At 76.5% G+C, this 20881-nt stretch carries 9 protein-coding genes; all 9 read right to left on the bottom strand.

The features are described 5' to 3' along the window. Positions 1–128: 128 nt before the first annotated feature. Genes ACFXAE_RS21345 through ACFXAE_RS21305 form a run of 9 tightly spaced genes read right to left on the bottom strand, consistent with a single transcriptional unit; the run spans position 129 to position 20881 of the window. A complete protein-coding gene (locus ACFXAE_RS21345; protein WP_384717038.1) occupies positions 129–2129 on the bottom strand; it encodes a condensation domain-containing protein in 2001 nt (666 codons plus the stop codon). Beyond that, the gene (locus ACFXAE_RS21340; protein ID WP_384717035.1) at positions 2126–3550 is read right to left on the bottom strand and encodes a class I SAM-dependent methyltransferase; all 1425 of its coding nucleotides are present in this window, start codon (positions 3548–3550) and stop codon (positions 2126–2128) included. Before ACFXAE_RS21340 ends, ACFXAE_RS21345 begins: the two co-directional genes overlap by 4 nt. After that, entirely contained in the window at positions 3547–4908 is a 1362-nt protein-coding gene (locus ACFXAE_RS21335) for a class I SAM-dependent methyltransferase (RefSeq protein ID WP_384717032.1), read from the bottom strand. Before ACFXAE_RS21335 ends, ACFXAE_RS21340 begins: the two co-directional genes overlap by 4 nt. Next, a complete protein-coding gene (locus tag ACFXAE_RS21330) occupies positions 4886–6508 on the bottom strand; it encodes an ATP-binding cassette domain-containing protein (protein WP_384717029.1) in 1623 nt (540 codons plus the stop codon). The genes ACFXAE_RS21335 and ACFXAE_RS21330 overlap by 23 nt, the downstream gene beginning before the upstream one ends. Next, complete coding sequence (locus tag ACFXAE_RS21325; RefSeq protein WP_384717026.1) at positions 6505–7326, bottom strand: ABC transporter permease; 822 nt, start codon at positions 7324–7326, stop codon at positions 6505–6507. Before ACFXAE_RS21325 ends, ACFXAE_RS21330 begins: the two co-directional genes overlap by 4 nt. After that, the gene (locus ACFXAE_RS21320; protein ID WP_384717023.1) at positions 7323–8309 is read right to left on the bottom strand and encodes an ABC transporter permease; all 987 of its coding nucleotides are present in this window, start codon (positions 8307–8309) and stop codon (positions 7323–7325) included. The genes ACFXAE_RS21325 and ACFXAE_RS21320 overlap by 4 nt, the downstream gene beginning before the upstream one ends. Next, on the bottom strand, positions 8306–9871 hold the full coding sequence (locus ACFXAE_RS21315) for an ABC transporter substrate-binding protein (protein WP_384717020.1): 1566 nt from the start codon (positions 9869–9871) through the stop codon (positions 8306–8308). Before ACFXAE_RS21315 ends, ACFXAE_RS21320 begins: the two co-directional genes overlap by 4 nt. 46 nt (positions 9872–9917) lie before the next feature. Beyond that, positions 9918–16655: an SDR family NAD(P)-dependent oxidoreductase gene (locus ACFXAE_RS21310; protein WP_384717017.1), complete on the bottom strand. Its 6738-nt coding sequence runs from the start codon at positions 16653–16655 to the stop codon at positions 9918–9920. Next, positions 16652–20881, bottom strand: a complete 4230-nt coding sequence (locus ACFXAE_RS21305) for an amino acid adenylation domain-containing protein (RefSeq protein ID WP_384717014.1) — start codon at positions 20879–20881, stop codon at positions 16652–16654. Before ACFXAE_RS21305 ends, ACFXAE_RS21310 begins: the two co-directional genes overlap by 4 nt.

The raw sequence follows: 20881 nt of genomic DNA, 5'->3' as shown, positions 1-20881 counted from the left end.
GGTGGGGCTGCACCAGTCACACTCCCGCGGGGCCGCGGGCCTCACGGGCTGACCGGGGGGGGGGGGGGGCCGGGTCCCGCCCCCCCCCCACCCTTCTCACCGGTCGTCCGGCCCTCGCCGCACCCTTCTCACCGGTCGTCCGGTTCGCGCAGGGCGGCGGCGAGTCCGGCCACGGTGGGCTGCCTCAGGAAGCGCCGGGGCGTCACCCGGCCCAGTCCCTCCCGCGCGAGCGAGCCGAGCATCCGCACCGCGAGCAGCGAGTCGCCGCCGAGCGCGAAGAAGTCGGCGGTGCGCTCCTCGACCGGACAGTCCAGCAGCTTCTGCCAGTGCCCCGCGACGGCTCGCTCCGTGTCGTCCCGGGGCGGTCCCGGCTCCGCTCCCCCGGACGCCGCCGCGGGTACGGACAGGCGCCGGCCGGACGCCTGCCGGCGCGGCTCGGCCTGCTCACCGTCGACCGCGTCGGGCAGCTCCACCACGGCGGTCCAGCCGCCCGGTTCGACCAGCGATTCCACGGTGGCCATGAGGTCGGCGAACATCCGGTCGACGTCGGCTCCCGCGAACAGCTCCTCCACCAGCGAGAAGACGACCACCAGCTCGCCGCGCAGCTCGAACAGCCGCACCTCCAGGGCCACCTGGGGCGTCCGCAGCTGCTGGTGGTGGCTCAGCAGGTCGATGGCGCCGAGGGGGCCCGCCTCCTGGGGCACCTCGCTGCCCAGTGCCGCGTCCACGCCCAGGGTGGACTGGAAGACGACGGGCGCCACCGGGCGGTGGGTGCCCCGGCGGCGGCCCAGTTCGCGGGAGACCTCCACACCGGTGATCAGGTTGTGGGCGAGCGCGTCGCCGATGTCCTGCTGCGCGCGGCCGGCGAGGTCGGCGAAGACGGGCGCCGCCGGCAGGTCGACCGGCAGGAGCATGGTGGAGGAGAAGGCTCCCACCAGGCGGGAGACGTCGGGGTGGAGCGGGAGGCGGTTCAGCTGGAGGGTGTTGAGCAGGAAGCGGCGGTGGCCGCAGGCGCGGGCGACGGCGGAGGCGAAGGCCGCGAACATCGCCGCGGACGGGGTCACACCGTGCTCGGTGCACAGGCGGCGCAGCCGCGACCAGCGCTCCGGGTCGAGCACCGCCTGCCGGGTGCCCATCAGGGTGGGCCGCACCTCGGCGGGGTCGGCCACCAGCGGCAGGGCCGGCGGCAGCGGGAAGCCGTCGAGACGGTCCCACCACCAGTCGCGGTCCTGCTGCCACGCCTCGGTGCCGGGCAGGTCCCGCAGGGTCGTGACGTAGTCGCCGTAGTCGATGTCCAGGGGCGCGAGGACGGCGTTGTAGTCGGAGACCAGGGCGAACAGATCGCGGTAGAAGACGCCGGAGGACCAGCCGTCGATGATCAGCAGGCTGGTCGAGGAGTGCAGCCGCGCGCGGTCCCCGGGCATCAGCGTCAGCCGCATGTCCAGGCCGCAGCCCCGCGAGGGGTCGGGGCCCTCGGTGCTCATCTCGTGGCGGATCTCCGCGAGCCGCGCGGCGGCGGTCTCCTCGTCGGCGTCGCGCAGGTCGGTGACCCGCAGCTGCGGTACCGCCTCCTCGTCGTCCAGGGGCAGGATGCGCTGCCGGCCGTCGGGCAGGATGCGTGCCCGCAGGACGGCCTGGTGCTCGGCCAGGCGCTCCAGGGCGTCCTGCAGCGCCTCGGGGGCCTCGTCGGCGTCGATGTCCTCCAGACCGATGTCCACGTAGTGGTGGGCGGAGCGGTAGGACAGCTCCCAGGCGTCCTGCTGGCCCACGAAGTAGCCCTGCTGGAGCGGCAGGAGCGGGAACGGCGCGTCCGGGTCCTCACGCCGGCGCAGGTCCAGCGGCAGCGGCCGCAGCGCGCCGGCGCCGGTGCTGCGTTCGTGGACGAGGGCGGCGAGCTGCGCGGCGCTCTGCTCGACCCGGACGTCCGCCAGCGCCAGCGGCGTGCCCAGCCGTTTGCGGAGCATCGCGGCCATGCGGACGGCCAGGACGGAGTCGCCGCCCAGGCTCAGGAAGCTGGCGTCCGCCGGCACGGCGGCCGGGTCGGTCTCCAGGGCGTCGGCCCACACCGCGCGCACGGCGTCGACCAGGTCGGCCGGGGCGGTGGTCTCGGGGGCGGGGGCTGAGGTCAACAGGGGGCTCCAGTCGGGTTGGTGGGGCGAATGATGTGGTCCACGGTGTGGATCCGCGGGAGGGGGAGGGCGGGGGGCAGCCGGCCGGCGAGCGCGGCGCGGACCCGGCCGGGGTCGGGGCGGGCGCCGCGGGTTCTGACGCGTCCCGCGATGACGCGCTGGCCCGCGGCCGCGGCCAGGGGGTGTGCCTCGTGCGGCAGGACGGGCAGCGGGTCGAAGCCCGCCGCGTCCAGTTGCCCCGTCCACTCCCCGGCGGTGAGGAAGACCCGGTCCTGGCCGGCTCGCAGGTCCGTGAACCAGCCCTGTTCACCGGGGGCCGGTGACATCAGCAGGTACATGGAGGTGAGCGCCTGGTAGTGCTCCTGGCACGACTCGACCAGGACCAGCAGCCCGCCGGGGGCCAGCAGTTCCCGCAGGGCCGCCAGGGCGCGTCCGGCGTGCCGTGCGTTGTGCAGGACGTTCGCCGCCAGGACGACGTCCTGGGATTCCGGCTCAAGGCCCTGCGCGAGCGGGTCGGTCTGGATGTCGAACAGGGCGTGCCGCAGGCCGGGTCGGTCGCCGAAGGCGTCTCCGGCCGCCCGCAGGAAGAACGGGGAGACGTCCGTGAACAGGTAGTCGACGGGCAGGTCGCCGAGCGCCTCCAGGACGGTGCCGGTGGTGCCGCCCACTCCGGCGCCCGCTTCGAGGACGCGCAGGGGAGCCGGCGCCGTCCGGCGGCGCGCCTCGTCCGCGATCAGGGACGCGGCGGCGTGGTTGGCCCAGCGGCTGGGGGCGCTGTCGCGGTAGTTGCCCCGCGCGGTGCCCGTCTCCCCGTCGGGGAAGAGGACCTCCTGCAGGGACGTGCGGTCCTGGAGCAGCAGGGGGAGCCGTTCGGCCGCGGCCCGGAAGAACCGGGTCATGGCGGCCGGGTAGCCCAGACCCGCGCAGGCGCCGTCCAGTTCGCGCAGCGCCCGGGCGTGGTCACGGCGGTCCGGGGCCACCAGGGAGTGGTGGCGGCCCGTTTCCGGGTCCCGGCGGAGCCGGCCCTCCGCGGTCAGGGTGCGCAGCCAGCGCCGTACGATCCACGCGTGCCGGGGCGCGACCGCCAGGGCCCCGAGGACCTCTTCGGTGCCGGGCCGGCCGGCGTCGCGGAACAGCCGGGTCCGGTCGAGCACCCGGGCCATCGTCAGCAGCGCCGTCTCGTCGAGCTGCCGCATCGACGCCGGAAGGGCGGCCGGATCGGTACCGCGTACGGCGGCGTCACCGGCGTCCGCGGCCCGGCTCGCGGCGCGGGTGTCGTCGTGGCCCGTACCGGCCGGCGTCCGTGGGTCCGGAGGCGGGCCCGCCACCAGCAGGGCGTCCCGCGCACCGCCGCGCACCAGCTGCCAGTCCGTCACGCCCGGGAGGCCGGTGAGGACCTCGTCGGTGAGGGCGCCGTTCACGGGCGGCCGCCGTCCACCACGGTGATCGCCGGCGGGGTCGTGCCCGGCTCGGCCCGGCGCAGGTGGTCGCGCAGCACCTCGGGCAGGCGGCGCCGCACGAACAGGGGGAACGGTTCGTGGGCGGTCGGGCCGGGAGGCATCGGCACCTCCGCGGCGGCGGGGGCGCAGTCCGCGGGCGACGCCACGGCCAGCATGCGCGGGTCGGCGGCGTCGAGCAGTACGGCGGCGTCCGCTCCCTCCAGGGCCTCGCGCAGGGCGTACGGGGTCACCGCCCCGGGGGCGTCGTGGAGAAGGGCGTTGGGGATGCCGTGGACGACGACGGGACCCCCGTCGAGCGCGCCGTGCAGCGCCTCCCGCAGGACACCGCTCCCCCGGTGTCCGTCCCAGGGCGTGCGGCGCACCCGGCGCGTGCCCGGGCCGTCGACGCGCAGCACGATGTCGTAGCGGTAGCGGGTGAGTTCGGTGTCCTCGGCCATGGTGCGGGCGTGCACGCTCATCCGGACCGGCCGCGGCAGGTCCGCGATCGCCGCGGCGACGGCCGCCGGGGCGAAGGACAGTTCCGGGTCCGTCTCGGCGGCGGCCGCCGCCCTGGCGGCGATCGTCGTGTCGTCCGCCTCGGGGTCGCGCGCCCGTTCCAGCCGTTCGAAGTGGTCGAGCAGCAGGCCGGAGTGCCGGATGTCCCCGACGATCACGGTGCCGCCGTCCTCGACGGCGGACAGCGCCCCGTGCAGGACGGCCGTCAGGTAGGCCAGGTCGGGGAAGCACTGGGTGACCGAGTTGAGCAGTACGCAGTCGGGGAGCGCGCCGGGACCGAAGGCGGCGTCCATGGCGTCCCGCACCCGGGAGGCGGCCGTCTCGTGGGCGGCGGCCCGGACGAACGCGGTGCGGGGCAGGCCGGCTGCGGCGAGGCGGTCCACCGCGACCTGGGCGACGTCGGTGCCGGCGTACCCGTCCAGGTGCGGGTGCAGGCGGTGGGCGAGCAGGCCGGTGCCGCAGCCGAGTTCGAGGACTCTCCTCGGGCGCCGGGCCAGGACGAGGTCCACCGTGCGGTCCGCCCAGTCCCGCATGTGGGCCTCGGGCAGCGGTGCTCCGGTGTCGGAGGCCCGCCACCCGGACAGGTCGAGGTCGTCGGCGTGCCGTCCCTCGGCCGTCTCGTACGTCCACTCGTAGACCTCGGCCCACTGTTCGAGGTGCTCGCGCATCAAGGGGCCCGGCTCGGGTGCGGCGGTCACGGCGTCCGGGTGGGGAACGACGTGGACGCCGCCGTCGGGTGCGGGGCGGGCCCGGGCCACCCAGGGATGGGCGGCCAGCAACTCCGCCGGCCGGCCGGTGTGTTCAGCCGTCGTGTGGTCGGACACCGAGGTGCTCCGTTCTGTCGTCTCTGTCGTCGTGGGGGTGGTCGGAGGGCGTGGCCGGTCGCGGGGCCAGGCGGCGCCCGGTCAGGTGGAGGACGTGGTCGGCACGGTCGGCCGTGCCGGCGTCGTGCGTCACGGTCAGGACGGCGGGACCGTCCTCCCGCAGCCGGTCCAGCAGGTCGAGGACGAGCCGTGCCGAGTCGGGATCCAGGCCCGCGGTGGGTTCGTCCAGCAGCAGCACGTCGGGCTCGGCGGCGAGCGCCCGGGCGAGGACGACCCGGCGGCGCTGGCCGCCGGAGAGCGCCGCCGGTCTGCGTCCGGCCAGCTCGGCGGGGAGTCCCACGGCTTCGAGGAGTTCCCGTACGCGTTCCCGCCCGGCCGCCGTGGTCGTCCCGTGGAACACCTTCAGCGGCCGGGCCACCGCCCGGCCCGCGGTGTGCGCCGGGTTGAGCTCCGCCACCGTGTCCTGTCCGGCCAGTTGGACGGCGCGCAGCATCCCCCGGTCACGCGAACGGGTCCCGGCGGGCAACGGGCGTCCGTGCAGGAGCAGGTGTCCGCCGGCCGGCGGACGACGGCCCACGAGTGCGTGCAGCAGGGTCGTCTTGCCGCTGCCCGACGGCCCGGTGACGGCGAGCCAGCCGCCCGCCGGCAGGTCCAGGTCGGTGGGGTCGAGCAACGGTGTGCCGTCCGGGGTGAGCAGGGTCAGGGCCCGCGCCGACAGCACGGCGGCCGGAGACGGGGCAGGGCCGACCGTGCGGGACGGGTGTCCGCCCCGGAGCGGCGCGGGACCGGTGACCGGGCCGCGCGGCTCCCTCTCCGGGAAGCGCGGCGTCCGTCCCCGTGCGGCGCCGGCCGCCCGCGCCGTGACCCGTGCGGGGAGGTCCGCGGGAGAGGCCGGGCCCGCGTCCGCGGCGAGTGCCAGTGTCCGGTCGGCCAGTTCCGCGGCCAGCCGGGCGTCGTGGGTGACCAGGACGACGCACCGGCCGGGAACTCCCCGGCGGGACCGCACCGCTTCGGCCACCAGGTCGGCCGTCGCGCGGTCCAGTGCCGAGGTCGGCTCGTCGAGGACGAGCAGTTCCGGATCGGTGCACAGAGCCCGGGCCAGGGCGACCCGCTGGGCCTGTCCGCCCGAGAGTTCCCCCGCCCGGTGGGAGGCGAGCCGGGGCGGGAGGCCCAGGCTGTGCATCAGTGCCTCGACCCGCCGGCCGCGGGCGGCGGCGTCGCCGGTGAACTCCTCGCCGATCAGCCGGTCCACGCGCCACAGCGGATGGAGGGACGCGCCCGGGTCCTGCGCCAGCCAGCCGCACCGGGCACGCCGCCACCGCCCGGCCGCCCGGCCCTGCGGCACCGTCGCACCGCGCCAGCGCACGGTGCCCGCAGCGCGGTGCAGTCCGTCCGGGAGGACGTCGAGCAGGGCGCGCAGCAGCGTGGACTTGCCGGCACCGGACGCTCCGGTGACGGCCAGCACCTGCCCCGGGCCGACGCGGAGGTCGACCGGCGGCAGGACGACGGCTCCGTCGAGGGCACGGCGGACGGTCAGGCCCTCGGCGGCCAGCAGCGGGGCGCCGACGGGGAGCGGCTCACCGTGGGTGCGGTTCGTCATGTCGTCTCCCCCGGAGTCCGGGCGGCCGTCCGGGCGGCCGCGGCGAACACCCAGGCGCAGCCCGCCAGGGGGACCGCGGGTGCCAGCAGCGCCCAGGGGTTGAGCGCGGCGCCGGGCAGGTTCTCGCTCAGCATCAGGGCCCAGTCGGGGTCCGGGGGCTGGGGTCCCAGGCCGAGTACGGCGAGGGCCGCGGCGATCTGCAGCGCCGTGACGAGCCGGAGCCCGGCGTCGGCGGCCACCAGGCGGCGCAGGGCGGGCAGCACCTCGTGGAACAGGACGGCGGGTACGCGCTCGCCGCGCTCGACGGCGGCGTGCACGTGCCCGCTGCCGCGCAGCTGCGCGCACTGCGTGCCGACGACCCGTGCGGTGAGCGGGGCTCCCGCGAGCACGGCCGCCACGACGACCGCCGTGGCCCCCGGCAGGGCGGTGGCCAGCACCAGGGCCAGGACCAGGGCGGGGACTGCCAGCAGCAGGTCGCACAGGGCCCGTACGGTGCGGGAGACACGGCCTTGCGACCAGCCCGCGGCCAGTCCGAGGCCCGTGCCGCAGGCGACGGCGGCGATCGCGGCGATCAGGGACACCGTCAGGAGCTGGGTGCCCCCGGCCAGGACCCGGGACAGCACGTCCCGTCCCAGGACGTCGGTGCCCAGCGGATGCCGTCCGCCCGGCGGCACCCAGGGGGCGGCGACCGTTCGCTCCGGTGGGTGCGGAGCGGCGTACCGGCCGAGCGGCACGCACACCAGCAGTGCGAGGGCCGCGGCCACGGACACCGCAGGACGGACGGCTCCGGGCAGGAGCGGCAGGGACCGGCCGGTCATACGGCCCTCCCCGGTCCCGGTACCGGTCCCGACGGGCCGGTGTCCCCCGCGTGGCCGGGCACCGTGGTGCGGCGGGCGGCCAGGTCGGCCAGGAGCATGCCCAGCAGCAGGACGGCGGCCGGGAGGAGGGCCGCGGCCTGGATCACGGGAACGTCCCGCACCGCGACGGCGGACACCAGCAGCTGTCCGGTGCCCGGATAGCCGAACAGCGTCTCCACCAGGGCGGTGCCCGCCACGAGACCGCCGGCCAGCAGGGCCGTCACCTGGAGTGCCGGCGCGGACAGGAAGGGCAGGACGTGCCGGTGCAGCACGAGCGGGGCGGGCAGGCCGCGCAGCCGTGCGTCGGTCACGTGCGGGCGGCGCAGGGTGTCGGCCAGCGCCCCGCGCAGCAAGGCGGTGGCGAACGCGGCCGAGGGCAGTGCCAGGGTGAGCGCGGGCAGCACCAGGAGCCGGGGGTCCGCCAGGGGGGAGCCGCCGGGCGGCAGCAGGGACACGGGAGGAAGCCAGCCCAGCAGTCCCGCCAGGACCGCGCCGAGCACCGCCGCGTAGACCGGCTGCGGCACGGCGGCCAGTCCGGTGGCGGCCGAGCCGCCCCGGCCGCCGCGCAGGTACGTCACGGTCAGGGCCGTCGCGGTGAGCAGCACGGTGACCACGAGCGCCACCGCGACCAGGACGGCGGTGGCGGGCAGCCGTTCGGCGAACAGCGTCGCCACCGGTCTGCCGCCCGCCAGCGAGCGTCCCAGGTCCCCCCAAGCCAGGCCGTAGAGCCAGTCGAGGTAGCGCACCGCGGCCGGCCGGTCCAGCCCGAGGCGCTCCCGCTCCGCCGCGACGTCCTCCTCGGAGGCCCGGCCCGCCGTCCTCAGCTCCCCGGCGTCCCCGGGGAGCAGTTCGGTGGCCGCGAAGACCACGGCCGTGGCGGCGACGGCCAGGGCGGCGGCCCGGCCGGCCGGGCGCAGGGCGCGGCCGACGGTGCGCAGTGTCACTTGGCCATCCACACCTGGTCGATGAACATGCGCTGGAACCCGGGCCCGTCGGGCAGTCCGCGCACCCCGGGGGCGGCGAGGTCCAGGCCGTCCCCGGTGCCCCAGACGACGTAGCCGCCGTCCTTCCACAGCTCGCGCTGGATGCCGGAGAGCAGTTCCTCGCGCCGCGCGTCGTCCGCGGTCGACATGGCGCGGGCGAAGCCGTCGTCGAAGGTCTCGCTGCGCCAGGCGGTCTCGTTGGTCGGGGAGTCGGACAGCAGCCCGACACGGACGAGGTCGGGGAAGGAGATGCCGCCGTAGTAGCCGGTGTAGAACGCCTTCTTGGCGTAGACGGCGGTCCAGTAGGTGTCCGCCGGCTCGACCTCGACCTCCGCGTCGACGCCGATGTCGGCGAGCTGCTGGGCGTAGAGGGTGGCGGCGGTGTCCATGCCGGGGTAGGAGGTGGTGGTGTGCAGGGTGACGGTCAGTCCGTCGGCGTGGCCGGCCTCGGCCAGCAGCTTCCTGGCCTTCGCCACGTCGCGGGTGCGCTGCGGCAGGTCCTTCGGGGCCGAGGGGTCGTAGGGGGTGGGGAGGTCGTTGGCGACCTTGCCGTAGCCGAGGAACACGGTGTCGACCAGGGACGTGCGGTCGGCGGCGAGGCGGAACGCCTCGCGGACCCGGGGGTCGTCGAACGGCGCGGTGTCCAGGCGCATGACGAACGGGTACTCGGTGACTCCGTCGCGCCGGACGACCTGGGTCCGCGCCGAGGATCCGGCGCTCTTGACGGCGGCGGGGCTGACGCTGCCGGCGACGTCGGCCTGCCCGGAGGCGACGGCGTCGGCCCGTGCCTGCGGGTCGGCGACGGCCTGGATCTCGATCCGGTCCAGGTGCGGGCGCTCGCCCCACCACTTGTCGTTGCGGGTCAGGGCGGTGGTCTGGGCGCCGGTCCGCTCCACCCGGTAGGGGCCCGAGCCCGTGACGGGGCGGGAGAAGTCCTCGGTGCCCTCGGGCACGACGAAGGTGACGGATTCCAGGGCCCGGGGCGCGTCGGCCATCGGGGCGCGGGTGGCCAGGACGACGGTGTGCTCGTCGGGGGCGGTGGACTTCGCCATGTCGAAGTCGGCGAGCCGGCCGTAGTTCTCGGCGGCCTTCTCGCCGATACGGCGCAGGGAGTACAGCACGTCGGCGGCGCGCACGGGCGTGCCGTCGGTGAAGCGGGCCTCCTCGCGCAGGGTGAGGGTCCAGCGGTCCATGGCGTCGTTGGGTTTCCACGACGTGGCGAGTCGCGGCCGGGTCTTCCCGTCCTCGCCGGGGACGGTCAGGACGTCGTAGGTCAGGGCGAAGCGCAGCACGTCGGACTCGTTGCCGAGACCGCCGTGCGGGTCGTCACTGGCGGTGGCCGGGGATCCGGCGACGGCGTACCGCAGGGTGCCGCCGTCGACGGGCGCGCCGGTGCGGGCCGGCGGGGTGTCGGCGGCGGGTGTGCCGGAGCAGGCGCTCAGCAGCAGGGCGCCGACCGCCACGAGGGCGGTGAGGGCGGATCTGCGGGAGAGGGGGGCACGGGGTGAGGAGTGCTGGTGCATGGTTGCTTTCCGCGAGAGGTTCGGGTGTCGGGGCGGACGGCCGGGTTCACCGGCCGGGGCGTACGGCGGCCAGGGCCCGGTCGATCAGGGCGGCGGTCCGCCGGACCGCGGGGTCGTGCAGCAGGGAGTAGTGGTGGCCGTCTACCGTGTGGGCGTCCACCGGGCCGCTGACGTGCGGCAGCCAGCCCAGGGCGGGCAGGTCTCCCGCGTCGTCCACGCCCATGCCGACACCGGCGTTGTGCGGCGAGGGACGGGACGCGGCGATCAGCAGCAGACGGGTGGCGGGATCGGTGAGGTGTCCGGCCCGGTGGTCGGCCAGCGCCCGCAGGTGGCGTTCGAAGACCTCGAGGCGGGCGTCGGCGGTGTCCCGCGGGCCGAGCAGGCCGGCCTGCCGCAGCCGTTCGGTGACGGTCCGGCGTACCGCCGCCGGGTCCGGGGCGGTGCGGACCGTCTCCGCGTCCGCGCCGAGGTCCAGGTCGAGGTCGAGGAACGCCTCCAGTGAGCGCAGGTAGCGGACGGCCGCGAAGGCGGTGTCCTGGGCACGGTCGGTGCCGCCCAGCTCCCGGATGCGGTCGGGGGTGTTGGAGTCGATCAGGACCAGCAGGTCGGTCCGCTCACCGCGTCGCTGGAGCTCCACGGCCATCTGGTGGGCGACCGTGCCGCCCATCGACCAGCCGCCCAGCAGGTAGGGGCCCCGCGGCTGGTGGGCGCGGAGCGCGGCGAGGTAGCGGTCGGTCATCTCGGCGATGGTCCGCGGCCCGGTGCCGCCGGTGAGGGCGGGGTCGGTGAGGGCCACGACGGGCCGGCCGTCGGTGAGGTGACGGGCGAGTTCGCCGTAGCACAGCACGTCCCCGCCGGAGGGGTGCATCAGGAACAGCGGGCGGCCGCCGTCGCCCTCGTGCAGCAGCATGGCCGCGTCGGTGTCGGGAACCGGGCCCGGACCGGCGGGCAGGGCCCGTTCCGGTGTGCGGGCCGGGGCGGCGGACGCGGTACGGGCCGGGACGGCGGGCTCGGTGCGGGACTCGTGGAGGTCCCATGCCTTCGGTGCGTCGGCCAGCCGGCGCACCCGCTCGGTGTAGGCGGCGAAGGCCGCGTCCGCCTCGTCGGCGGGCAGGGCGTTCTCCAGTACGTCCCACTGGAGCAGGAGCGCGCCGTGCTGCTCGATCACCTGGTGGTCCAGCCAGGTCTGCGGGGTGCTGCTCACGCCGTACACCGGTGTGCCCGCCCAGTCCAGGTCGTGTCCGCCGCCGAGCGGCCCGGACAGGCCCAGGGCGCTGGTGAAGACCACGGGGACGGACTCGGTGCGGCCGGTGCGCGAGGACTTCTCGGCCAGCAGGTCGAGCGCGGAGAACTCCCGGTGGTCCAGATCCTCGAAGAGGGTGCGCTGGGCCCGTACGGCGGCGTCGGCGAAGCAGCGGGTGTCCGAGCGGTCGACCTCGTGCAGCATCAGCGAGGTGAAGTCGCCGACCACGGCGTCCGCCCCGGGCAGGTGCGCGGGCCGGTCGAAGAGGGTGAGGGTGACGGCGAACCGGTCCTGTCCGGACCACTCGGCGAGTGCCTCGCCGTAGACCGTCAGCAGGACGGCCGTGGGGGTCAGCCCACGCCGGGCGGCCTCGGCCTTGAGGGCGTCCCAGCGGTCCGGTTCCAGGCGGGCGGTGCGCCGTGCGAAGCGGGGCCGGTCACCGGGTTCGACGGTGCGTACGGGCAGGGCGGGTGCGCCGGGCAGGGCGTCCAGCCGGGCCCGCCAGTAGGCGGCGGCCCGCGCGTGCCCGGGGCCCTCGGCACGGCGTTCGAGCGCGGCCACGCAGTCCGCGAAGGTGGTCTCCAGCGGGAGCAGTCGGGCGTCGGGGTCCTGGTAGAGGGTGCGCAGTTCGCGGTCCCAGATCAGGTAGCTGGCGGTGTCGCACACCAGCACGTCCACGTTGACGAACAGGCGGATCACGTCGCCGGGCAGTCGGGCGGCCCGGATGTCGACCAGGGGCCAGCGGCCCGGCCGGGGTTCGCGGCGCACCATGCGCTCGCGGACGCGTTCCAGTTTCCGGGCGCGCTCGGTGTCGTCGTCCTTCGTCAGGTCCTGCACACGGATCCGGTAGCGGGGCACCTTGTCGAGCACCCGGTTGCGGCCCTCCGGGGAGACGACCGCGCGCAGCATCGGATGGCGCGCGACGACCGCGTTCCACGCCTCCTCGTAGCGGTCGGTGTCCAGGCCGGGGCAGTCGTACTCCAGGTGGAAGGAGCAGGGGACGTCGCCGAGGCGGTAGCCGCCCGATCCGCCGACCCAGTAGGCGTGCTGCACCCGGGTGAGGGGGAACTCCCGCGGGCCGTCGGCCGGTTGCGGGGAAGGGACGCCCGTGTCCGCCGGCGTGGCGGCGGCGCGCCGCGGTTCCCCGCCGGGCAGCAGCGGGGCCAGCGCCGCGATGGTCGGCCGGGCGAGCAGGTCCTGCAGCCGCAGGTCGGCCCCGTGGTCGTCGCGCAGCCGGGCCAGCATCCGGGTGGCCAGCAGGGAGTGCCCGCCGAGGGCGAAGAAGTCGGCGTCGCGGTCGGTGACGGGGAAGCCCAGCAGATCCGACCAGACCTCGGCCAGCTGCGTCTGGGCGTCGGTGGTGAACACCGCACCGGTCCCCGGTTCCGTCATGGGCGTGCCGGGAGCCGGTACGGCGGTGGGCGTGCCCGCGGTGCGGGGCGCGAGGTCGGCCGGCGAGACGGCGACGGAGGCCGGGGCACGGCCCCGGGCCGCGAGTGCCAGCAGCCGGTCCACGGTGCGCATGCCGTCGGCCAGGCCGATCGAGTGCCGGGAGGCCACGGTGCGTTCGCTCCCGCCGGGGCCCACCCGCCAGCCGTCCCAGGCCACGCTGATCCAGCGGGGTGTTCCCGTCCCCGTGGTGCGCTCGTGTTCGGCGAGGGCGTCCAGGTAGCGGTTGACCGCGGCGTACGGGGCGAGGCCGAGGCCGCCGACGAACGCCGTGGCGGAGGACATCAGCAGGACGGTCGCCGGGCGGCGTCCGGAGGGGAGGGCGTGCACGGCGGCGCGCAGCGCGAGGGCCGCGGTGACCTTGGCGTGCGCGTGTGCGCGCACGGCCTGCTCCTCAGTGGCCCGCAGGGGTGCGACGGCGGCGGAGGCGACCACGCCGGCGGCGTGCACGACCAGGTCCAGCGGGCCGTCGCGGTCGGTCAGTTCCCGCAGCAGGGCCGTGGTGGCGGTGGTGTCCGCGGCGTCCGCGGCGCGGACCTCGATGTCGGCGCCGGCCGCCCGCAGGTCACGGATCGTCTCCGCCCGTTCGGCCTCGGTGCTGCCCGGGGCGGGGGCCGGGGGGAGCCCGGTGCGGCCGGTCACCACGACCCGCCGTCCGGAGCGGGCCAGGTGCCCGGCCAGGGCCAGGCCCACGTCGCCGAGGCCGCCCAGGATCACCGCCGTGCCCGTCCCGCCGTCGGCGCCGGCCGGGCCGTCCGCGTCCGGTGCGGACGGCCGCCAGGGGGTGATGTCGCGCGTCCAGCGGTGTCCGCCGCGCAGGGCGCACTCGATGCCGCTCGGGCCTCCCGACGCCAGGTCCGCGGCCTCCGCCAGGACGGCCCGGAGGCCGTCGGTGTCCGGCACTCCGGCCGGCAGGTCCACCGAGCGCCAGCGCAGGCCCGGGAACTCCTGGGCGAGGACGCGGGGAACGGCGAGGGCGGCGGCGGCCTGGGGCGCGGGCCGGTCGGCGCTCTCCACCTGCTGGGTGTCGTGGCCGAGGTGCAGCAGGCAGGTGCGGTGCGCCCAGGGCGCGGCGGCCCGCGCCACCTGCGCGTACCGCAGGACCGACGCGCTGACGGTTTCCGCCGGGTCGTCGCCGGTGTCACCGTGCGGGCCGACCACGACGACGCCGTCGCACGGGGTACCGGGGTCGCGGACCGCCTCGTCGAGGGTGACGGTGCGGGCTCCGGCGGCGGTCAGCGCGGCTCGTACCCGCTCGGCCGTCGGTGACTCGGGCGGACCGGCCACGAGCCAGCGGCCCCGCAGCGCCGAATGGTCCGCCTCGACGGGCGGTGTGCGCCGCCAGACGGGCAGTTGGAAGGGTTCGGACTCGTCCGGGGCGGACTGCGCCCCCACGGTGGTCGACGGGGTGGCCGCGGGCGGATCGATCCACAGCCTGCGGCGCTCCATGGGCAGGCCCGGCAGCACGGCGCGGCGTCGTCCCGGGCGGTGCAGGGCCGCGGCGTCCAGGGGGACTCCGTGCGTCCACAGTTCCCCGGCGGCCGCGAGCAGCGCGGCACGTCCCGCGCGGGGTTCGTCGCGGTCGGGGAAGGTGGCCAGGGTGGCCAGGGGCCGCCGGTCCCCCTGCTGACGGGCCAGTTGGAGCAGTGCGCCGCCGGGCCCCGCCTGGACGAGGACGGCCGGCCCTTCGCCCAGGGCGGTGGCCAGGGCGTCGGAGAAGCGCACCGTGGACCGCAGGTGCGCCACCCAGTGGTCGGCGCCGGGAGCGGTGTCCAGCAGCTTCCCGGTGAGGGTGGTGGCGAGCGGTATGCCGGGAACACGCGGCTGAACGGTTTCGGCTGCCGCGCGCAGTTCGGGCAGGACGGGGTCGACCAGGCGCGAGTGGGCGGCCGCGTCGAGGGAGAGCCGTACGGTGCGCTCACCGCGTGCGGCCAAGGCCCGCTCCACTTCGGCCACGGCCGGCACGGGTCCGGACACCACGCAGGACCGCGGGCCGTTGACGGCGGCCAGGTCCAGTTCCGGGTGGTCGGCGAGCAGGGCCAGGGTCCGCCGCTCGGTCAGCGGGACCGTCAGCATCACTCCGCCGCCCGCCGCCCGGGACATGCCGCGCGAGCGGACCGCCACCAGTGTCGCGGCGTCGGGCAGGGACAGGGCTCCGGACAGCACGGCGGCCACGTACTCGCCGAGGCTGTGGCCGACCACCGCGTCCGGTTCCACGCCCCAGGAGCGCAGCGTGCGCGCGGCGGCCAGGGAGACGGTGAACAGGGCGGGCAGTCCGTGGGCGGGGTCGCGCAGCAGCCGGCGCGCGTGCTCGTCGGACGGGTCGGCGGTGATCAGCTCGGTGAGGCCCGCACCGGTCCCGTCGTCGAAGAGACCGGCGCACTCACGCACGGTGCGGTCGAACTCTTCTTCCTCTGCGCACAGTTGGGCGCCCATGCCCGGGTGCTGCGCTCCGCCGCCGGGGAAGGCCAGCACGATCCGGGGCGGGGTGGGACCGGGCCGGCGCCGCGGGGCGGTGCGCAGGGCGCGGCCGTCGGCCTCCGCCGCCCCGGTGATCACGGCGGCGGCACGGTACGGCAGCGCGGCGCGGCCGGTGTGCAGGGTGTGGGCCGCGTCGGCGGGCGCGACCTCCGTGGTGTGCAGGGCGGTGGCGGTCTCCTCGGCGACACGGGCGAGGGCGTCGTCGCGGTGCGCGCTGAGCAGGACGAGCTGGGGCCGTGGATCGGCGGGGGGATCGGGCCGTACGGGAGCGCTGCCCAGGATCACGTGGCAGTTGGTGCCGCCGATGCCGAAGGAGCTGACGCCCGCGTACCGTTGCCCGGCCCAGTCGGTGGGCTCGTGGACGACGGTGAAGGGCGAGTCGTCCAGCTGGAGGTCGGGGTTGAGGGGCCGGGCGTCCAGGGTGGGCGGCAGTACGCCGTGGTGCAGGGCGAGGACGGTCTTGGCGAAACCGGCGATGCCGGCGGCCGAGTTGGCGTGTCCGATGTTGCTCTTGACCGAGCCCAGGGCGCACCAGGCCGGGCCGGTGTCGCCGAAGACGCGGCGCAGCGCGGCGACTTCGACGACGTCGCCGAGGCGGGTGGCGGTGCCGTGGGCCTCGACGTAGCCGATGTCCCCCGGGGTGAGGCCGGCGACCGCGAGCGCCTCGGAGACCACCCGGGCCTGTCCGCGCGGCGAGGGGGCGGTGAAGCCGGTGCGGTCGCCGCCGTCGTTGTTCACGGCCGAGCCGTGCAGGACGGCCAGCACCGGGTCACCGTCGGCGAGGGCGTCGCGGAGCCGCCGCAGGACGGCCACGCCGACGCCCTGGGTGTGCACGATGCCGGTGCCCTCGGCGGAGAAGGTACGGACGTGCCCGTCGGCGGAGAAGATCCCGTCGGGGACGTGGAGGTAGCCCCGGCCCTGCGGGACGATCAGGGAGGCGCCGCCGGCGAGGGCGGTGTCGCACTCCCCCGCCAGCAGGGACTGGGCCGCCAGGTGCACCGCCACCAGCGAGGTCGAGCACGCGGTGCCGACCGCGACGGCGGGTCCGGTGAGCGCGAGGCGGTGCGCGACGTGCAGGGGGAGGTAGTCGGCGACTCCCGCGAGGGCCGCCTGGAGGCTGCCGACGGGGTCGGTGGCGGAGGCGGCGTACCGGTCGGCGAGGTTGCGGGCGAGGTAGTCGCTGTGGGCGGCACCGGCGAAGACGCCCACGGCGCCCGCACCGGCGCCGCCGCCGTGCCCGGCGCTCTCCAGGGCGCGCAGGCAGGCCTCGAGGAAGAGCCGCTGCTGGGGGTCCATCACGGCCGCCTCGGCGTCGGTCAGGCCGAACGGCTCGGGGTCGAAGTGGTCCTGCTCCTCGATGATCCCGCTGACGGGTATGTGGGCGGGGTTGGCCAGCAGCTTCGCGGGGACACCGCGTTCGGCGAGTTCCCGCTCGTCGTGCCGGGTCAGTCCGCTGCGGCCGCCCACCAGCAGGTCCCAGAAGGCCGCCGTGTCGGGCGCGCCGGGGAACCGGCAGTCCAGGGCGGTGACCGCGATCAGGTCGTCGTCCACGGCCGGAGGGCCGGGCTCGGCGCCCGGCGCGGGGCCCCGGGAGGAAGTCGGTTCGGTCATCGTGCGGTCTCCTCGGCGAGGGCGCGTGCGGCGAGGCGGGAGCTTCTGCGCGCGGGTCGTTCGGGCTGCGGGACGGCGGGCGCGGGGGCGGGGCCCGTGGCGGGGGCGCCGGTACGCGTGGACCCGGTGGCACCGGACGCGGAGGCGTCCCGGGCCGGGCCCGTGGCTGGGATGCCGGTGCGCGTGGACCCGGTGGCACCGGACGCGGAGGCGTCCCGGGCCGGGCCCGTGGCGGGGGCGCCGGTACGCGTGGACCCGGTGGCGCCGGGCGCGGAGGCGTCCTGGGCGCGTTGTGCGGTGATGCGGGCGGCCAGGGCGGCGACGGTGGGGTGCTCGAACATGTCGGCCAGCGCGAGCCGGGGCGCGATGCCCTCGCGGAGCCTGCGGTGGGTGAGGACGAGGGTGAGCGAGGTCGCGCCGAGGGCACCGAAGGTGCTGTCGGGCGTCACGGGGACGTCGGTGAAGTCGGCCAGGACCGCGGTGAGCGCGTCCAGGACCTCCGGGTCCACGGGCGTGTCCGCGCCGGGCCGGTGGCCCCGGGACGACGGCCGGTTCCCTGTGGGCGCCTGCGCGCCGTGGTCCCCGGCGCTCCGGTCCGGGCCCGGCGCGCCGGACACCGGGGCCGGGGAGGGCACCGTGGCTCCGCCGCCGGAGGGGGCGCAGACCACCTCGGCGAGCCCGTCGGCGGACAGGCGCGTCTCGGCGGCGGAGCCGGTGAGGCGTGCGACGTGGCGCAGCCAGCGGGCGGACGCCTCCAGCGCTTCGTCCGGCCGGAGCCCGCCGGGCCGGACCACGAGGGCGGCCTCGAGACCCTGCGCCGCCGCCTCGGCGACCGCGGCGGCGATCCACGCCGGGCCCTCGGCGAGGCCGGCGACGGCCGGTCCCGTCCGCGGGGCCGCGACGGGTCCGCTCCGTCCGGCGGTGAGGGCGCCGGACCCGGTGTCCGAAGAGGGCACTTCGGCGTCCGCGGCCGGTGCGGCACCCGGTGCGACACCCGGTGCGACACCCGGTACGGCGCCCGGTCCCGTCGCGGTCAGCGCCGCGTGGTCGATCTTGCCGTTGGCCGTGACCGGGAGCTGGTCCAGGATGACGAACCTGCTGGGCACCATGTAGTCGGGCAGCCGTTCGCGCAGGCCGTCCGCCAGTTCCTCGGCCGTGGGCGGCTCGCTCGCGCCCCGGGGCGAGAGGTGCGCGACCAGCCGGGGCCGCCCGTCGGGCCCGCGCACCGACGACACCACGCACTGCCGGACCGAGGGGTGCCGGGCGAGCACGGCCTCCACCTCGCCGAGTTCGATGCGGTGCCCGCGTATCTTCACCTGCCGGTCGACGCGGCCGAGGAACTCGATGGTGCCGTCGGCGGTCCACCGGCCCAGGTCGCCGGTCCGGTACAGCCTGCGGCCCAGTACGGGGTGGACGGCGAACCGCTCGGCCGTCTGCGCCGGGTCGGCGGTGTAGCCGCGGGCCAGTCCGTCGCCGCCGATGAACAGCTCCCCCGCCTCGCCGACCGGACAGGGGCCGCCGTCCTCGTCGAGGACGAGGAAGCTCTGGCCGCGCAGGGCCCGGCCGTAGGGGATGCTGACCCAGTCCGGGTCGGTGCGCTCCACCGGGTAGGTGATGGACCAGATGGACGCCTCGGTGGCCCCGCCCAGGCTCATCACCTTCGCCTGCGGGGCGAGTCGGCGCAGCCGGTCGGGCAGGGTCAGGGGGATCCAGTCGCCGGAGAGCATCACCAGGCGCAGGGAGCTCAGCGCGGTGGCGGCCTCGTCGGGTTCCATCTCCGCGTACTCGACGAGCATTTCGAGCAGGGCGGGGGCGGTGTTCCAGACGGTGACGCCGTGCCGGCCGGCCAGTTCCAGCCAGTGCTGCGGGTCGCGTTGCCGGGCGGGCTCGGGCAGGACCAGGCAGCCGCCGGCGCCGAGGACGCCGTAGACGTCGAACACGGACAGGTCGAAGCTGAGCGCGGACAGCGCCAGTACGCGGTCCTCGGGGCCGATGCCGAACCGGTCGACGATGTCGTCGACGGTGGTGCGGGCGGCCCGGTGCTGGATCTCCACGCCCTTGGGGCTGCCGGTGGAGCCGGAGGTGAAGATGGTGTAGGCGAGGTCGTCGGGGCGCGGAACGACGGCGGGGACCGCGGATCCGGCGGTGGCGGCGGCGGCGCCGCGGGCGGGACGCCCCGCTGCGGTCAGGCGGTGCGCGGTGACGCCGTCGGGCCAGTCCGTCTTCACACCGCGGCCGGTCAGCGCGTGCCGGACCCCGGCGCGTTCGCAGACGGCGGCGACGCGGGCGGCGGGCCAGGAGGGCTCGACCGGCAGGTAGCCCGCTCCGCTCAGGCTGACGCCGAGTACGGCGGTGATCTGCGCGGCGCCCTTCTCGCAGGCGACGGCGACCATGTCGCCGGGGCCCACCCCCCGCGCGGTCAGCAGGGCCGCGGTGGCGGCGGCGTTGTCCGCGAGGCGGGCGTGGGTGACGGTGGCGGCGGAGGTGCGCAGCGCGGGGTGCCGCGGGTAGCGCTGTGCCGCGTCGACGGCCGGGTCGTGCAGCAGGGGGCCGGCGTCCGGGAAGGGCACGGCGTCCAGGGGTTCCTCCGGGTGGAAGGAGGGATCCCAGCCCAGCGCGGTGTCGCGCCAGGCGCCGGCGTCCGTGAGGGTGCGCAACAGACGTACGTAGGCGTCCAGGAGGGCCTGGATCCAGCCCTCGGGGAAGGCGCCCTCGACGGTGTCCCAGGCCAGGCGGAGCCGTCCGCCCTCGTCCCACACGATGTGGTCGAACAGGACCTGCGGGGTCTGGGAGATGCCGTGGACCTCCTGGCCGATCCAGGCGGCCGGGGGTTCCCCGTCGCCCGCGAGGCCCACCCCGCTGGTGAAGACCACCGGGTGGCTGGGGGCTCCCACCGCCGGCGCGTCCTGCGCCCGCAGCCCCCGGAGCACCTCGACGCCGGAGACGGACCGGTGGTCCAGGTCCTCCCAGAACCGGTGGTTGACGGCGGTGGCGTACTCGGCGAAGCCCTTCCAGTCGACGGGGTCGAAGCGGGGTGTGCCGACCAGGGCGGTGGTGGTGAAGTCGCCGACCACGCCCTCGGCCCCGCCCTCGTCCTCCGGGCGGTCGAACAGGGTGGTGTTCAGGCATACGCGTTCCCCGGCGCCCCACCGGCCGAGTACGACGGCGAAGGCAGCGAGCAGGGCGGCGGTCGGCGTGACCGCGTGTTCGGCGCACCGGGCGCGCAGTTCCGCCCAGGTTCCGGCGTCGAGTTCGGCGGCGGAACGGACGAAGCGGGGCGGGGTGGTGTCGGCGGGGTCGCGCAGCAGGGGCAGTCTCGGCGCCGGCGGCAGTCCGGGGGCGCGTTCGGCCCAGTAGGCGTGGTCGCGGGTGCGCCGGGCCGCCCACTCGGGGTCGGCGGCACGGGCGCGCTGGAGGTCGGCGAAGCGGGCCGCCGGTTCGGGGAGGCGCTGGTCCGGGTCCGCGACCAGGCTGCCCCACTGGCGCATCAGCAGCATCCAGCCGGCCATGTCGGTCAGGAGGACGTCGACGCCGACGTGCAGCCGGGTCCGTCCGTCGGGGAGCAGCGTGGCGTGGATGTCGAACAGCGGCCAGGAGCCGGTGGGGCGGTTCTGGTGGGAGTGTTCCCGGCGCCGGGCCGACAACGTTTCCCGCACCCGCTCGGCGGACTCGCGGCGCAGGTCGGTGACGCCGACGCGGTAGGGGCCGGGGGACGCGGCGATGCGCTGCTCTCCCCGGTCGTCCACCGCCATGCGCAGCATCGGGTGGTGGTCGACCAGCCGGTTCCAGGCGGTCTCCAGCCGGGCCACGTCCACGAGCGGGTCCGTGTCGCCGGGGGTGCGGTCGTACTCGTAGTAGTAGAAGGTGGCCACTCCGCCCAGCGGCATGCCCTCGGCCCGCCCGGCCAGGTACGAGGCCTGAATGGGCGTCAGGGGGAAGCCGTCCCCTTCTTCGTCGTCGGGGGCCTTCTCCGGCGCGCGGCCGGTGGAGAGGCGGTCCGCCAGCGCACGGGCCGTGGCCTCCTCACCCAGGAAAGCGGTCAACGGCAGGTCCTGGCCGGTGCGTTCGCGGATCCTCCGCCTCAGCCGCACCGCGGTGAACGATTCGAGCCCCAGAGCCGCGAGCACGGTCGTCGGCGAGACCTCGTGCGGTGGTGTGCCGAGGACTTCGGCGACGCAGTCGATGACGTGGGCAAGGAGGTCGTCGCTCGGCACAGGCTGGTTCAT

The organism is Streptomyces sp. NPDC059454, from assembly GCF_042749965.1.
Lineage (GTDB): Bacteria > Actinomycetota > Actinomycetes > Streptomycetales > Streptomycetaceae > Streptomyces.
This window is presented reverse-complemented; position numbering and strand designations above follow the sequence as displayed.